The organism is Comamonas sediminis (genome assembly GCF_041107495.1).
GTDB lineage: Bacteria > Pseudomonadota > Gammaproteobacteria > Burkholderiales > Burkholderiaceae_C > Comamonas > Comamonas sediminis.
Map to the genome: position 1 here is coordinate 206,611 of NZ_JBGBDC010000001.1, position 15,240 is coordinate 221,850.

Here is a 15,240-nt window from a genome sequence, read left to right on the forward strand (position 1 = left end):
ATATATCAAATGCGTAGAAATTTGCAACAATCATTTAATAAATGTTGAAAAACCCCTGCCTCTGCGGGAATAAATACAAAGATTTTTTAATAAAAGCAAATATTTTCCTACCACCGGGTGGTCACCTCCATGGCGTGCATGCATGGTCACGGTTGGTGCCACCGGACGCAGCGAAGCTGGCGGGGGCATCAACCTCGCTATATGCCATGCCGATCGAGCAGGCCAGTACGGTCGCGGTCAAGCTTTGCAGGAACGGCTTTTATCATTTGCTTTTTTAAATTTCTCATTGATTTATGAAAAATTCTGGAAAAAAGGATCTATCGAGGGAATGAAGTGCCATTTCTACCTGTTTGTTTTGGTTAACGGAAAGAATCCATGGTAGGGAGTGGCGCGCGGCAAAATGCAGCGCGCCCATGCGCAGTAATCGCTTGCGCCATCGCCAAGCCCTGGCAAGCACTGCAAATCCGTTGCAAGGCCTGGCTATCTGATGAGGCGGCTTCAAACCATCGAGCCCACCGCCTGCGATTGATGGCGATGTCGGTTGGGGAGGATTCAGCCAGCCGCACGGTTGAGCGGACGGACAGCCACCAGCAGCAGGCCGTCACCTCCCAGTATTCCCGTGATCCCCATCCGCCGCCGCCGCGCACCCGGTGCAGACCGCCATCGACGCGTGTGCAGGCCAAACCTGGAGATGCCTATAATAAGAACCATTCTCATTTCGTAACCACCCGCCCCACCATGCCCTCCCGCAGCGGCCACCCGCCCTCTCCTTCCGTCGATCCGGTGCAGGCCCTGTACGAGGCGCACCACAGCTGGCTGGTCGCCAGGCTGCGGCGCAAGCTGGGCTGCGCCTGGGATGCGGCCGATCTGGCCCAAAACACCTTTGTGCGCGTGCTGGGCACCCAGCGCCAGCCATTGCAAGCGCTGCTGGAGCCGCGCGCTTACCTCACCACCATTGCGCAGCGCCTGCTATCCAACCACCTGCGGCGCCGGCAGATCGAGCGAGCCTACCTGGATGCACTGGCGCTGCTGCCCGAGCCCGTGGCCCCGCCGCCCGATGCGCAGCTGATGGTGCTGGAGACCCTGGTGGCGATCGACCGCCTGCTCGGCGGCCTGCCGGTGGTCGCCCGCAAGGCCTTTTTGCTGTGGCGGCTGGAGGATTTGACGCAGGAAGAAATTGCCCAGCAGCTGGGCATCTCGCGCACCAGCGTGCGCCGCCACCTGGCCGCAGCCGCAGAGCGCTGCTATTTTGCGGACCAGGACTGAGATGGCCCCACCCAACGACCTGCCCGGCGCGCTGCCGCTGGGCGCAACCCCGCTGGCCGCTGCCATGCCCTCCGCCATCCCCCCAGCGGTCGCCCAGGCCGCCGTGCGCTGGCTGCTGGATCTGGAGCCCGGCGACAGCACCACCGCCCGCCGCAAGCGCCAGCAATGGCAAAGCTGGCTGGATGCCGACCCGCTGCACGCCCAGGCCTGGCAGCGCATCGCGCAGGTCGATGGCCAATTGCGCGGCGTGCCCACTTCAGTGGCGGTGCAGACTTTGGCCTCGCCCGCCTTGTCGCGCCGCCATGCAGTGCGTTTGGCGGTGGCGATCGGTGCCGGTGCCGGCGGCTTGCTGGCCCTGGGCCAGAGCCCGCTGGGCCAGCAGGCCTGGCGCAGCGCCAGCGCTGATCTGGCAACCGCCACTGGCGAGCAGCAGCGCACCGTGCTGGCCGATGGCACGCGCCTGCTGCTCAACACCGCCTCGGCGGTGGACCTGCGCTACAGCAGCAGCGAACGCCTGATCGTGCTGCGCGCCGGTGAGATCCAGATTGAAAGCGCTGCCGACCCCAGCCCCGACCCGGCCACCGGCCAGGCCCGCCCTTTGCGCGTGCGCAGCCGCCAAGGCTGGGCACGCGCCATTGGCACCCGCTTTACCGTGCGCCAGTATGCGGACGACACCCTGGTGCAGGTGCAAGAGGGCCAGGTCGAGCTGCAACTGCGCAACGACACCAGCCAGACCTTGCGCCTGGCTGCCGGCGAGCAAGGCCGCATCGCCGCGCAGCAGCTGCTGCACGAAGCCGCCGCCCCCGCTGCCGGCCTGGCCTGGACCCAGGGCATGCTGGTAGCCGACGATATGCGCCTGGGCGACTTCATCGCCGAGCTGGCCCGCTACCGCCCGGGCCGCCTGCACTGCACGCCCGAAGCCGCCGCGCTGCGCGTATCGGGCAGCTACCCCTTGGCGGATACCGGCCAGGTGCTGGCAGCGCTCAGCCGCACCTTGCCGCTGCGCATCAGCAGCCGCACGCGCTGGTGGGTGACGGTCGACAAAAGTTAGGGACCCTCTGCAAAAATCCCTGCCGTGGTCTGAACGCGGGCTCGGGCGATTCGCGTCCATCCCGCTTGGCGAGGGTCCCTAGTTTTCATACGCATCACCAAGCGCTTCCAAAAAAAGGTGGCCAATTGGCCCAACCCGCGTGTCAAGCCCTGCAGAAGTGCCGCAAAACCCTTTGCGGCGCGCTGCAACCAGCTTGTACCAACCGGGACTCTCCGCATGCTCCGCTCTCGTTTCTCCGCCCCCGCCACGCCTCGTGGCACCGCGCTCTCCGCCCACCTGCTGTGCCTCAGCCTCGGGCTGGCCTCCGGTGCCAGCCTGGCGGCATTGCCGCACAGCGCGCAGGCCCAGCCCTCCGCCAGCGCCTCTGCCAGCACCCCTGCAATCCCAGTAGCCCCAGCCGCCCGCAGCTATTCCATCCCCGCCGGCCCGCTGGCTGCAGCGCTCAACCGCCTGGGGCAAGAATCGGGCACCTTGATCTCCTTCGCGCCCGATACCGTCGCCGGCCTGCACAGCCCCGGCGTGCAAGGCGCCGCCGATGTGGGCGAGGCACTCGGCAGCCTGCTGGCGGGCTTGCCGCTGCAGGCCCAGCGCGATGCCAGTGGCAGCTATCTGGTGCGCCGCGTGGCACAAGCCGCACCCCAGGCCGCAGCGGCAACAAGCGCCGCAGAGGGCGCAGAAGGCGCGCCCAGCACCACCTTGCCCGAGCTGCGCGTCACCGCCCAGGCCGAGCGCAGCGCCACCACCGAGGGCACCGGCAACTACACCATCCGCAGCACGGCGGCGGCTACCGGCCTGCAGCTGTCGCCGCGCGAAACGCCGCAATCGGTCAGCGTGCTCACGCGCCAGCAAATCGAGGACCAGGGCATCACCAGCCTGGGCGAGGCCGCGCGCCACATCACCGGCATCTCGGCCATCAGCTCCGACAGCGACCGCACCGATCTGGATGCGCGCGGCTTCTACATCGACAACTACCAGTACGACGGCGTACCCACCTATGTCGCCAATGACTTCTTTGGCGCCTCGATGCTCGACCCCATCCTGTATGACCGCATCGAGGTGGTGCGCGGCGCCACGGGGCTGATGACCGGCGCGGGCAACCCCGGCGCCTCGGTCAACCTGGTGCGCAAGCGCGCCAGCAGCAAAACCTTCACCGGCTCGGCCACCGTCAGCCTGGGCTCCTGGAACGAGCGCCGCGCCACCCTGGACCTGAGCACCCCCTTGACCGACGACGGCCGCATCCGCGCCCGCGTGACGGCGATGGCCGACGCGCGCGACTCGCACCTGGACCGCTACCACACCCGCAACCGCGCCTTGTTGGCCACCGCCGAGGCCGATCTGACCCCCGACACCACCGCCTGGGTCGGGCTGGAGCACCAGGCCAAGCGCCCCACTGGCGTTACCTGGGGCGGCCTGCCGATGGTCTACCAGGATGGCAGCGCCACGCACTGGCCACGCTCCTTCAGCATTGGCGCGGATTGGACCGAGTGGAACACCACCAGCAACACCACCTACGCCGGGCTGGAGCAGCGCTTTGACAATGGCTGGTCCATCAAGGCCAACGCCAGCCGGCTGGATGCGGACTACACCTCCAAGCTCTTCTACCTGCTGAACGAGCCCGACAAGAACACCGGCCTCGGCCTGGGCCCCTACCCCAACTACTCGCGCCAAAGCTTTGCGCAAAACAGTGGCAGCCTGCAGGCCAGCGGGCCGTTTGGTCTGCTGGGCCGCCAGCATGAGGCTGTGGTGGGCCTCACCGGCAGCCAGTCCAACTACGCCTACGGCAACCATGCCTACACCGCCACACCGGTCGGCAATATCTTTGAATGGGATGGTTCCTACCCCGAGCCGGTCTGGGGCGCCTTCCGCCCGCTGGGCGATGACCGCACCCGGCAGACCGCTGTCTACGGCGCGCTGCGCCTGTCGCTGGCCGATGGCCTCAAGCTCATCATCGGCGGGCGCGAGACCCGCTGGCAAAGCCAGAGCCTGACGGAGACGCGCAAGCACAATGTCTTCACGCCCTACGCCGGCCTGCTGTATGACCTCAACCCGACTTACACCGTCTACGCCAGCTATACCGACATCTTCCAGCCGCAGAACTACCAGGACAGCCAGGGCCGCTACCTGGACCCTGTCACCGGCAAGTCGTACGAGGCCGGCATCAAGGCCGCCTACCTGGACGGCAAGGTCAACGCCTCGCTGGCCGTGTTCCGCATCGCCCAGGACAATGTCGCCGTGCAAGACGGCGACAACATGATTGGCGGCACCGGCAACCCCGCCTACCGGGGCGAGAAAGGCGTCACCAGCAAGGGCTTTGAGGCAGAAGTATCTAGCGAGCTGGCCCGGGGCTGGCAGCTGATAGCAGGATTTGCCCGGGCCGACGCCCGCGCGGCCGACGGCTCGCGCCTGCAATCGCAGCGCCCCAACAACATGGCCCACCTCTACACCACCTACCGCCTGCCAGGCCACTGGAACCCCCTCAAGGTCGGCGGCGGCCTTACCTGGAAGGGCGGCACCTATGCCACCACCACCACCTCGACCGATGTACAAGCACGCCGCGACCAGGGCGCCATCACCCTGGCCAGCCTGATGGCCAGCTACGACATCTCGCGCCAGCTCTCGGTACAGCTCAATGTCAGCAACCTGTTCGACAAGACCTACTTTGACTTTGCCGGCAGCCAGATCTACTACGGCGCGCCGCGCAAGTTCACGTTAATGGCGAAGTACGAGTTTTAAAGGCCCTGCAGCCACACAACTGCCCGCAGAGAAACCAGGGGCTGACCCATCAGCGGGCTGTTGTTTATTGGTGCCGTGGCGCGGCTTATGCCAAGCATGAGACTACGCATTTTTTGATATCTGGTGCTGTCCACCAGGCGCTCTGAGGCGGGGTTTTCTGGTGACGGGCCAACGGCCAAGCGGCGCAGTGCCTCGCAAACCAGGTTTTCAAGCCCCGCCCTTTACGCCATTATCCAAAACCCGTCGCCAGTTTTTACTGGAAATTGCGTGTTCGGCACACACCGCAGCCCCACCCTTCCCCGTTCGGGGGCCACCCATATTGCGTCATTTTCGCCATAGGGCGTAGCACCTTCATATACACATCTAAAACATCAGCCCATATTGGTTATTTATAACCGTCATCATTACCAGCCTCATATTGCTCAAACACCTATCCATAAAATAGTTTCTATTAAAAAATATCGAGTAGTGATAGTCTGTGCCGGTGCTATTCACTGAGCACTTAAGCCACCCTATCTTTTTAGAAGGTTCTCGCATCCGATGCGCCACGGCAGGAGCCTGAACGTTGGATGTTTTATTACCACTTGGAAATAAAGATAAACATGAAGACTCCACTACTCTCTCACAGCGCAGCTGCGGCCCTGATTTTCTGCTGGATGGCAGGTGCCGTGCATGCCCAGTCCATCACGCTCACAGGTGACACGATGCCATCGGGCAACTTAGGAGCCGACTACGCAGGCACGACCATCTTGGTGGGTAATACCGACATGGGGACACTGGATGTGTTAAATGGCGGCAGCCTGTTTAACTCAGAGGCTGGCATCCTGGGCGCAGCTGCGGGCGCTTTAGGCACCGCCACAGTATCCGGCGGTTCCATTTGGGGGCCTCACCAACTTGTCGTGGGCCAAAACGGCACCGGCGTGCTCAATATAAGCAGCGGCAGCCGGTTAAATGCGAACGATATTTATATAGCCCTGGAGGCAGGCAGCGTCGGTACCATGACGGTGGATGGTGCCGGCACCAATGTGGAATTACCGCCCGATATCGAGAGAGGCCTACTGATTGCCAATAACCAAGGATCCGGCACATTGAAAGTACTCAATGGCGCTCGGCTGCTTGCTCGCAATAGCATACATACGGCTACCGGCACTCCGGGATCCAACGCATCGATTCAAATTGATGGGCCAAATTCGTTTATTCAGGTCATGAATGAGTGCAATCTGGGCATGACGGGTATGTCGACGATTGAAATCACCCACGGAGGCCGGCTTGAATGTCGACAAACGCAAATGGGTTTCGGGAGCATATCCTTGAGCGGAACGGACTCAAGGCTCAACGTGCTGACAAACAGCTTGTCAATCGGAACCGCTGAGCCGCAGAGCAATGCCACTTTGACCATTGGCGAAGGCAGCAGTGTGCTGGTTCACGCGGGGATCCGCCTACCATCGGTTTCAGGCAATATCAATGCCACCAGTGTCGGCACGCTCAATATTGAGGGGAGTGCCAACCCTGGCACGCTGGAGGCAGGCATTTTTTTTGGCGAGAACGGTCTGGGCGTGGTGAACATTAACCATACCAATGCCACAGGGGATTACCGCCTCTTGGCATCGATGGCTGGCCGCGGCACGGTCAATGTCACGGCCGGAGGAATAACTACCCTGGCCAATCACCACGCTTACAGAGGCAACACGAATATCCATGCAGGTGTGTTACGCGCTGGTATCGAACGGAGCTTGAGCGGAAACTCCGATTTTGCGGTGGCCGGTAGTGGCACGCTGGATACCCATACGTTCGACGCTACGGTCAATAGTTTGACCAACGCAGGTACCGTGACGATGCTGGCTGGCGGCACCAGCAGCCTGTTGACCGTGCAGGGCAATTACATTGGCGGTGGCGGCGTAATTGCGATGAACACGGTTTTAGGGGCCGATGATTCTGCCACGCAAGCGTTGGTCGTCAACGGTGATACCAGCGGAACTACAACGCTGAACATTCACAACGCTGGCGGCGTGGGGGCGCCCACCTCAGGCGATGGCATCCTCGTGGTGGAAGTGGCAGGTGCATCCAACGGAGTCTTCAGCCTTCCCGCACCAGGCTATCTGGACGTGGGTACAGTGCGCTACTTCCTCGCCAAGTCCGGCAACCACTGGTATTTACAGACCCGTTCACGAGAGGGCGTTCCAGCCCCGCAGGCCAGCGTCACTTGCACACCCACCGAACTACTCGATTCAGACCACCAGGTTGCTACTTGCACTGTCACGCTGAGTGCGCCGCTGGATACAGACCTGCCCATCAACCTGAACCTGCCCGACGAAAGCCCGCGCTACACCAGCACCTGCGCATCGCCGCTCGTTATCGCCGCCAATACCACGGCTGCTTCCTGCAGCATCACTGCTGTGGCAAACATCACGCCCAATGATGGCGATGTGACCGCACAACTCTCCGTGGCACCGCCATCGGTTCCCGATGCCTATGTGGTGTCTGGCGCCCCTGCACAGATTGTGATCAAGGATGCAACAATACAGCGCCCCAACGGCAAGCGGCCTGCCATACCCACGCTGAGCAGCTTCGGGCTGGTAGCAATGGCATTGCTGCTTGGCGTCATCGGCCTGGGCCGCAGCCGCAAGCTGCGCAGCAAGCAAAGCTAACTACAGCCCCCCAACAAAAACAGCCCGCTGGTAAACCAGCAGGCTGTTTTGAATTGGAAAGCGGACTCAGCCGCCTCACCATTCAAGGGGCTAAGACAGGCCCGGAGACGAGGCGCAGAACCGCAGACAGTACTGCAGGTACGGCAAGGTTCTGCAACGACGTATCAGGGTCTGTATTAGGCCCGCTACCTTAAATCCAAGGCACGCCGTAGTACTCATTGACCTTGCGGCCGTACTCGTCGTTGTAATCCTGCGTGGTTTCACGCGCATAGCGGGGGGCGCCTTCCAACTGTTCCTTGGTCAGCGACACGACGTAGCCACCCAGGCCGGTGTCGTACTTCAGGGTTTCCCATGGCAGCGGGTAAACATCGGTGCCCATGCCCAGAAAGCCGCCAAACTCCATCACCGCGTAGCGGACCTTGCCGGTCAGCTTGTCCAGCAGCAGGCTTTCCACCGAGCCCAGCTTGTCGCCATTGGGGTTGTAGACCTTGGTGCCTTGCACCTTGTCCGAAGAGATCACGCTCGATGCAGTGTTTACGGTGTTCATATCGTTCTCCTGTGTTGGAAAGAGTGATTGCAAAAGGGGCCGGCTGGGGATGCTTCATGAAGCGGTTCCGCTGTGTACCGGCCTTGGAATCAATGCTAAACAGCTGCCTCGGCGTGGCAGGTAGTCATCGCCGTCCGATAGCCGTAGGACGGGCCGCACCCGGTTTGCAGGACGGCCAAATCCACCCGGTGCACAGTGGTGGGGATAGACGCAGAACACCTGGATGCCGGTCAATGCAGCCTTCGCTGAAGCTGCAAAGCCGACACGCTTGCACGCCCCATGGACCAGGCAAGCCGTGTGCCTGCGATGCTTCACGCGCCTCAGGGCAAGCGCCTGCGCACCGCCAAGGCTGCCGTTGCCCACTGCGCCAGCCGCTGCCCTCTCGGCCTGACCGCCACCCCACAACGCATGGCACCACCCGCTGGATGGCCGGCTGCCCGCTCCCTACACCCCCTCCCATCTCCTGCGATGGTGAAAGTTCGGTGGTGAATGGTCAGTGGCCGTAGGTTATCGATCCGCAGAATATCCAACCCGCTGACTGTTAATTCCACTGCATATATAAAAGCAGACGCCAACAATATTATTAATTCGCAGCAGAAATAATTTAACGGTAGCCCATTAAATCCGCTGGTGTTATCTTGGCATTTCACGATTTCCCCACCCGGTTCATAACCCCACCCACTTCAAGAAAGAAGGTTATTATGAATTCATACGGATTAGAGAAGAAGCGCCCGGATAAACCCGAGCGCCCCAAAAATACCGCCGTCATTCGCAGCGTTGCACGCCTGCCCATTTTGCTCACCAATGGCGCAGCAGCCCATGCCAAAATCATCAGCTTTCGCCATTTAAGCGATAACGGCGAGCATTTTGCACTGCAGTTTGAGCGCTTGACCACCGATGTACCGCTGGTACGCCTGCATTCCGAATGCCTGACGGGTGACGCGCTCGGCTCTGCACGCTGTGACTGCGGGCCGCAACTGAATGAAGCACTGCAGCGCCTGCACCAGGAGGGCGGCCTGCTGCTGTACCTGCGGCAAGAGGGCCGGGGCATCGGCCTCTACCGCAAGCTCGAGGCCTACTGCCTGCAGGAGCAAGGGCTCGATACCTTCAGCGCCAACCGTGCGCTCGGCCACAAAGACGATGAACGCAGCTACCAGGTGGCGGCCGACATGCTCTACGCGCTGGATATTCCCAAAATACGCCTGTTAAGCAATAACCCCGACAAGGCCAACCAGTTAATGGATGCCGGCATCCATATCGCCGCCTGCCTGCCCACCGGCGTTTACTGCAATGCCGACAACAGCGATTACCTGTCCTCCAAAGTCAGGTTCACATCGCATGCGATGGAATTACCCCGCATTTACAAGGACACGCCATGATTGCCCACCAATCCCCGATCAGCGGCGTTGCCGCCTATAACGGCCAATGGGTGGCCACCGCCGGTTATGACAACCAGATCATCCTGTGGGATGCAGCGCACAAAATCGCGCTGGCACGGGTGTGGCATGACCACCTCGCCAACCAGCTGGCTTTCAGCCCCGGCGGCCAATACCTCGTCAGCGCCTCCAGCGATACCAGCGCCCGGTTATGGTCGGTACCCAGCCTCAAACTCATGGCAGTACTCTCCGACCATGACGACGATGTCGAAATGGCCGCTTTCCACCCCACCGCAGCGCTGATTGCCACCGCGTCAAGGGACCACCTGGTGCGCGTATTCGACTTTGAAGGCCGGGTGGTGGCCCGCTTTGCGGGCCACACCGCCGATGTGATCTCCATCGCCTGGACCCAGGCCGGTGATGCGCTGATGTCATCGAGCGACGACGGCACGCTCAAACAGTGGTCACTGGCAACGCAAACGCTGGTCAGCGACATCGACCTGGGCGGCATCGAGACCGACACCATCGCGATCGCCAGCGGCGGCACCATCTACGCCGGCAATGACGAAGGCCAGATCATCGTGCTGCAGGGCTCCGGCACCCAAAGCATCGCCGCGCACGACTCCGGCATCAAACAGCTCACCTATGACGAAGGCGAGAAACTGCTGGTCAGCCTGAGCTATGACCGCTTGCTGAAGCTATGGCACTGCGATGCGGGCCGCATCGAACCGGTCACGCAGTCGGCCATTCCGCCACAGATATGGCCCCGGTCCTGTGCGTTCCTCGACAGAGACACCCTGGTCTTCGCCACCTTCGGCTCGTCCTACGCCAGTTTTGACATAGGCAGCGGCACCTGGGACCTGCGTCTGGTCGAACCCACCCAGGGTGTCAATGCGGTGATCGCGCAGCAGGCTGACTGCATCAGCATTGGCGATGCGGGCATCCTGCGCATCAACGGTGAGCCCAGCAGCCACACCGGCAGCCTGTGCAACTTCCTCACCGCTGCCGGCGGCATGCTGTTTACCGGCGGCCAAACGGGGCAGCTGTTCAATGCCCGCACCGGTGAGGTCGTGCACCAGCACAAGTCGCCGTTGAACTGCGGCGCCGCCTTCACCCGCCACGGCGTGCCCCATATCGTCGTCGGCACCTACACCGGCGAAGGGCTGGTTTTTTCGGTATCCGAGCAAGGCAGCGCATCGCTGGTGGCCCGCTTGCAGCTGCATGACAATGCCGTCAAGGCCGTCGCCGCCTCCGACAGCCTGCTTTTCTCGGTCTGCGCCGATACCAGCGCCGCCTGGTTCCAGATCGGTGATCTGCAGGAAAAAGCCAGAAAAAACCAGGCCCATGGCCGCATTGCGAACGGCTGCGCGGCCTTGCCGGGCGACCGCTTCATCAGCATCAGCCGCGACCGGCAACTGCGCATCTGGGAGGACTTCACCGCCACCGCCATCCCCACACCCCACAGCCATTCGATCAAGTGCGTGGCCGCATCGGCCGATGGCCGGTACATTGCATCGGGCTCCTACGGCGGCTGCGTAGCCATTTTTGACAGGCAGCACCTGCACTGGCTGCCCTATTCCCGCCCCACCGCCGCCGGTATATCGTCATTGTGTTTTGATGCCGAGGGGCGGCAGTTTCTGGCAGGCTCGTATGACGGGCAGATTTACAAGCTCAAGATTTAACCAGGGCCAGCATTAGGACCAGGACCGCATCCAGGGCCAGCACCGCCACCCAGGCCAGGACCGCAGCTGCAACCCATCGTGGCCGCCCGCGCCCTGCCATCCCTCACTTCCACATCAGCACCCCACAACACCACCCACAACACAACGGGCAGCCCACAGCTGCCCGTGTTGTTGAACGGTCGTGCTGCCGGCGCGATCAATACGGCACAAAGATCGCTATCAGCAGAAAAGCCAAAATCACCGCGCCAATAATGGCAAAACGCTTGTTGGCGAATCGCCCAGCGCGGGTGTGGGAATTGGTAGGCTTGGTAGGTTTGGGGTCTGGTGGGTTCATAGCTGTGAATCTATCCAAGCGCCTGGCGCGCGTGCGTCAGACAAGGGGCAGAAAACATGCCAGCCCGGCAGGGGCAGGGCATGTCGGCAGCGGGGCCGTACACACCGGGCAGAGGACAGAGAGAATGCGCAGTTGGACGATAGCGGCAGCACTGCTGCTGGGCTTGGCAGCACAGGCAGGCATGGCGGTTGCCAGCGATGCGGCGGGCCAGCGCGGCCGGCAGCCTGAAAAGCCCGCTGCAGGCTCCGCGCCTGCGTCCGGCGCTACCCGCAGCTCTACCCCCAGCTCCACTGCCCATTCGCGCTCGGATTCCCCATCCCGCCCCGATTCCGCGTCCACATCCCCGTCACATGCCGCCAGCGGCGAAACAGAGCCCGAGGCCGATGGTGCCGATGGCGCCGATGGCGCCGATAGGGCCGATGGCCGGCGGGCGCCGCGCACCGAGCGCTCCAGCCCCGCGGCCAGCCCGGCCACCGCTGCACCGCCCCCAGCGGTGTTCATCATCAGCTGCAATGCCAGTGGCTGCAATGACAACCAAGGCCGGTTTCTGACCCGCTCCGGCCCCCAGCGCCTGGTGGGGCCCAACGGCCTCAGCTGCCAGCTGATGGGCGGCAACTGGCAATGCAGCCCCGGCACCGCGCCTTGACGCCGCCAGCCTGGCAAGCGTGCGGGGGATAGCCGCCAGGCGCCCCCCGGCCGCCCTGCGCGCACAGTCCGGCGCTTGGCGCAAACCACCAACCCATTGCCCAGGTCACGGCGCCACCCCTCGGCGGCCCCGCCCCGGCCCACGGGCCAGTACCAGCCCCTGCCCCCCTTTCAGCCCCTCTCAGCCCGGTTAGCGCCTGCCCGCCGCAACGGTGGCAACGGTGGCAACGGTGGCAACGGTGGCAACGGTGGCAACGGTGGCAGCGGTGGCAGCGGTGGCAGCGGTGGCAACGGTCGCAGCGCCCCATGCTGCAGCAGCACTGCAGCGCTCTGAATTACTTCATATGCTCGGCTTTGTCTGTGGCTGTTACAGGCATTTTCATCAGCGCCTTCGCCACCACGCCTGCCCACCCAGCTGGGTGGTAGCGCATCGCATCACGCGGTGGCACCAACCGCTGCCTGGCCTGGCCTCACCCAGTTACTGGCACAACCAAGCCTTCCGTGGCGGGTCCCGCCATCGCACCAACGCAGGTGTAGGCCTATCCCCCCACGTTATAAACGGCCCTGTTTATCGGGATTAACGAAAATTAATCCTTACAAAACAGAGACTTATAAACCAATACTCATCGATAGTGATAGTCTATGCCCATCCACTTGGTTGCATACAGTTGGTGCACACAGTAACTGCCGCCCGGGGCAGGTGCCGGTAACGGCGTGCCACCGCTGGTAGCAGCCTGAATGCCTCCAAACAGGCCCCCTTTTTTGAGGACTGCCAGGTACGGCTATCGCCAGCATCGAGCCCCCACGCCATGCTGCACTTGTTCCACATAGGCGTGACGCGTTCATTCAATAGCCACTGGCAAAGTAAATTTCAGTTTTCTATAAATTCACACTATTTATAGAACGTCGTTAACACCCTTATCGCGCCCCATTTTTACCCTCGCACCATCGGTGCCCCCACATAAAAAATACATCCCCTCCGAGTAATGAAACATAGTGAAACAAAATACCTGCTATCCCTGCAGCATCACTCCCGCTGTTATCGGCGCCCTACCGCCCTCTTCTGCAATGCATTGCCTGGCCTTAATGCGCATGGTTTTGACACTCCGCAATACATAGCAAAAAATCCAGAAAAACAGTCCAGCATCGCCCAAAGCTATCAATCTAAATAATCCCATATCTACAACATTTGACATTTGCAAATGACATTAATTATTAATTAACGTTTATTGTTGATTCACAGCCATTTTGCCTGGGAGCTGAAGCTGTAGGCCTCTTATAGTTCGTGCATCGATGCGATCAAATCCATAGTTTTTATTTTAAATGGAGAGAAAAATGCCAATTCCGACCTTCAACGTATTGCGCCGATATGCGGTTATCGGTTTTATGGCCTGTGCTGCATCTTGGGCGCCTTTGGCGTCGGCGCAGAGCCAGCCGCCTGTCGTGGTTATCAATAGCCTGCCAATTGATTCGCCAGCCTCTTACCAATTCACGGGTACTGCGCAGCGTGGCCCGGCCTTCCAAACGGGCACCGTGCCCACACTGATACGAGAGGTTGTATTCGGCCTCGATGTACAGACTCTTCCCACAACTGCCACTCTGAGTCTGTACTCACTGGACGGTACAACAAACTATCCCTCCGGTGCGGCTCTGGCTTCCATTAGCATCAATATGCTGGGGTCGGGCGAAGCAACCACTGAGCACACCTACGGCATAGCGCAATTGGGCGCCATTGCCACCACTACCCTTGAGGCCGGGCAGAGGTACGCACTCATTTTGTCCAATGCAAGCGACTATGCCGGATTGACCGACGGCGATTCAGACCCATCCTATGTTTTAACGTATAGCCAAGGTTTCAGCGCTGCTGGTGTTGGCGTTATCAACAGCAATGACAGCGGAGCAACTTGGGCTGACCAACCCACAACGCCCGCATTCCGTCTGACTATCGTGCCCGTTGACCCCGTGACTCCCCCCACCGCCACCCTCACCTGCACCCCCACCGAGCTGCTCGCCGTTGCCGGCCAGGTCTCCACCTGCACCGTCACCCTCAGCGCCCCCTCCACAACCGACACCCCCATCAACCTGACCTTGCCAGCCACCAACCCAGGCTATACGACCACCTGCACCTCGCCGCTGGTGGTGCCCGCCAATGCCACGCAAGCCTCTTGCACGATCACGGCCGTGGCCAACACGACGCCGGGCGCACCCGATGTGACCGCTGACTTGGCGATTGCCCCGCCCACGACGCCGGATGCCTACACGGTCGAAGGCCCTGCCGCACAGATCACCATCCGCAGCAACGGCACCGTCGTGCCTCCCGCCAACCCTACGCCCGTTCCTACCTTGGGCGCTGCAGCGTTGGTATCGCTGGTCTCCGTGATGGGCCTGCTGGGCCTGCGCCGCACGCGCAAATCGGCCTGATAAGGCAGAACCCCAATACCCCAGGCGCATGGCGGTTGCCATGCCCCTGGGATTTTTTTTTGGCGCTGCACAGGCGGCGTGGCAGCGGATTTGCGGGCTAGCGTAACTGCCGGGCAGCACATGCCAGGCGGCGTATCCGCCGGGCAGCGTAACTGCTAGGCAGCATTCGCCGCTCGCTGCAACGCGCTCAGCGCGCAGATGCGCCACCTGCCAGTCCTTTCCCTTCTACAGGCGGGCGCCCAGCAAGCCGCCTTGCCGGGGGCGTAAAGCCCGTCCGGGCATCCCTGTCTTTTCTTCTGGGTCTACAGATACCGCTGCGTGGCAAAACCGCCTGCGCCCCGGCGCGCGCTGGCTTGAGGCCGCCGGGCGGCGCTGGTGCAGAAGCGCGCCCGGCATCGCGCGCCCCGCCACCCGTGGTAGGCGGCTCTCCCTTAAGTGCGCGCTCGCTTAACGCACCACTCGCGGCTGTGTCGCGTGCTGTTACCTGCGTTTTCATCTACGCCGTTGAAGTGCGTCCCAACTTGCTGCCAATGTCGC

The 15,240-nt window shown here is 61.9% G+C and carries 11 protein-coding genes; 9 read left to right on the forward strand and 2 right to left on the reverse strand.

Features of this window, described 5'->3' with window-relative positions:
- Nucleotides 1-142: 142 nt before the first annotated feature.
- The 5 genes from AB7A72_RS00920 to AB7A72_RS00940 all read left to right on the forward strand — a co-directional run bounded on the left by AB7A72_RS00920 (nucleotide 143) and on the right by AB7A72_RS00940 (nucleotide 7,698).
- Nucleotides 143-382, forward strand: a complete 240-nt coding sequence (locus AB7A72_RS00920) for a hypothetical protein (RefSeq protein WP_369458728.1) — start codon at nucleotides 143-145, stop codon at nucleotides 380-382.
- 356 nt (nucleotides 383-738) lie between these two features.
- Nucleotides 739-1,266: a sigma-70 family RNA polymerase sigma factor gene (locus AB7A72_RS00925; RefSeq protein WP_369458729.1), complete on the forward strand. Its 528-nt coding sequence runs from the start codon at nucleotides 739-741 to the stop codon at nucleotides 1,264-1,266.
- A gap of 1 nt (nucleotide 1,267) precedes the next feature.
- Nucleotides 1,268-2,317, forward strand: a complete 1,050-nt coding sequence (locus AB7A72_RS00930; RefSeq protein WP_369458730.1) for a FecR domain-containing protein — start codon at nucleotides 1,268-1,270, stop codon at nucleotides 2,315-2,317.
- A gap of 216 nt (nucleotides 2,318-2,533) precedes the next feature.
- Complete coding sequence (locus tag AB7A72_RS00935; protein ID WP_369458731.1) at nucleotides 2,534-5,050, forward strand: TonB-dependent siderophore receptor; 2,517 nt, start codon at nucleotides 2,534-2,536, stop codon at nucleotides 5,048-5,050.
- A gap of 569 nt (nucleotides 5,051-5,619) precedes the next feature.
- A complete protein-coding gene (locus AB7A72_RS00940) occupies nucleotides 5,620-7,698 on the forward strand; it encodes an autotransporter outer membrane beta-barrel domain-containing protein (RefSeq protein WP_369458732.1) in 2,079 nt (692 codons plus the stop codon).
- Between the two features lie 190 nt (nucleotides 7,699-7,888).
- Here AB7A72_RS00940 and AB7A72_RS00945 read toward each other — a convergent pair whose 3' ends face one another.
- Nucleotides 7,889-8,245 carry a PRC-barrel domain-containing protein gene (locus tag AB7A72_RS00945; RefSeq protein WP_239811495.1) on the reverse strand — a complete coding sequence of 119 codons (357 nt, stop codon included), beginning with the start codon at nucleotides 8,243-8,245 and terminating at the stop codon, nucleotides 7,889-7,891.
- A 701-nt stretch (nucleotides 8,246-8,946) separates the two neighbouring features.
- Between AB7A72_RS00945 and ribA the strand changes: the two genes are divergently transcribed.
- Together ribA and AB7A72_RS00955 are read left to right on the forward strand one after the other, a co-directional pair.
- The gene (gene ribA / locus AB7A72_RS00950) at nucleotides 8,947-9,624 is read left to right on the forward strand and encodes a GTP cyclohydrolase II RibA (protein ID WP_407064945.1); all 678 of its coding nucleotides are present in this window, start codon (nucleotides 8,947-8,949) and stop codon (nucleotides 9,622-9,624) included.
- Nucleotides 9,621-11,303, forward strand: coding sequence for a WD40 repeat domain-containing protein (locus AB7A72_RS00955; RefSeq protein WP_369458734.1), 1,683 nt, complete (start codon nucleotides 9,621-9,623; stop codon nucleotides 11,301-11,303). Before ribA ends, AB7A72_RS00955 begins: the two co-directional genes overlap by 4 nt.
- A gap of 196 nt (nucleotides 11,304-11,499) precedes the next feature.
- On the opposite strand, the gene AB7A72_RS00960 is transcribed toward AB7A72_RS00955, so the two are convergent.
- A complete protein-coding gene (locus AB7A72_RS00960) occupies nucleotides 11,500-11,637 on the reverse strand; it encodes a hypothetical protein (protein ID WP_369458736.1) in 138 nt (45 codons plus the stop codon).
- Between the two features lie 124 nt (nucleotides 11,638-11,761).
- Between AB7A72_RS00960 and AB7A72_RS00965 the strand changes: the two genes are divergently transcribed.
- Nucleotides 11,762-12,283, forward strand: a complete 522-nt coding sequence (locus tag AB7A72_RS00965) for a hypothetical protein (RefSeq protein WP_369458737.1) — start codon at nucleotides 11,762-11,764, stop codon at nucleotides 12,281-12,283.
- Nucleotides 12,284-14,244: 1,961 nt separating this feature from the next.
- Nucleotides 14,245-14,703 carry a hypothetical protein gene (locus AB7A72_RS00970; protein WP_369458738.1) on the forward strand — a complete coding sequence of 153 codons (459 nt, stop codon included), beginning with the start codon at nucleotides 14,245-14,247 and terminating at the stop codon, nucleotides 14,701-14,703.
- Nucleotides 14,704-15,240: the final 537 nt, after the last annotated feature.

Excerpts from the sequence above, each read along its gene's own strand:
- AB7A72_RS00940 (WP_369458732.1), top strand. The coding sequence starts at position 5,620 with ATGTTTTATTACCACTTGGAAATAAAGATAAACATGAAGACTCCACTA.
- AB7A72_RS00955 (WP_369458734.1), top strand. The coding sequence starts at position 9,621 with ATGATTGCCCACCAATCCCCGATCAGCGGCGTTGCCGCCTATAACGGC.
- AB7A72_RS00930 (WP_369458730.1), top strand. The coding sequence starts at position 1,268 with ATGGCCCCACCCAACGACCTGCCCGGCGCGCTGCCGCTGGGCGCAACC.
- AB7A72_RS00920 (WP_369458728.1), top strand. The coding sequence starts at position 143 with ATGGTCACGGTTGGTGCCACCGGACGCAGCGAAGCTGGCGGGGGCATC.
- AB7A72_RS00965 (WP_369458737.1), top strand. The coding sequence starts at position 11,762 with ATGCGCAGTTGGACGATAGCGGCAGCACTGCTGCTGGGCTTGGCAGCA.
- AB7A72_RS00945 (WP_239811495.1), bottom strand. The coding sequence starts at position 8,245 with ATGAACACCGTAAACACTGCATCGAGCGTGATCTCTTCGGACAAGGTG.
- AB7A72_RS00960 (WP_369458736.1), bottom strand. The coding sequence starts at position 11,637 with ATGAACCCACCAGACCCCAAACCTACCAAGCCTACCAATTCCCACACC.
- AB7A72_RS00935 (WP_369458731.1), top strand. The coding sequence starts at position 2,534 with ATGCTCCGCTCTCGTTTCTCCGCCCCCGCCACGCCTCGTGGCACCGCG.
- AB7A72_RS00925 (WP_369458729.1), top strand. The coding sequence starts at position 739 with ATGCCCTCCCGCAGCGGCCACCCGCCCTCTCCTTCCGTCGATCCGGTG.
- ribA (WP_407064945.1), top strand. The coding sequence starts at position 8,947 with ATGAATTCATACGGATTAGAGAAGAAGCGCCCGGATAAACCCGAGCGC.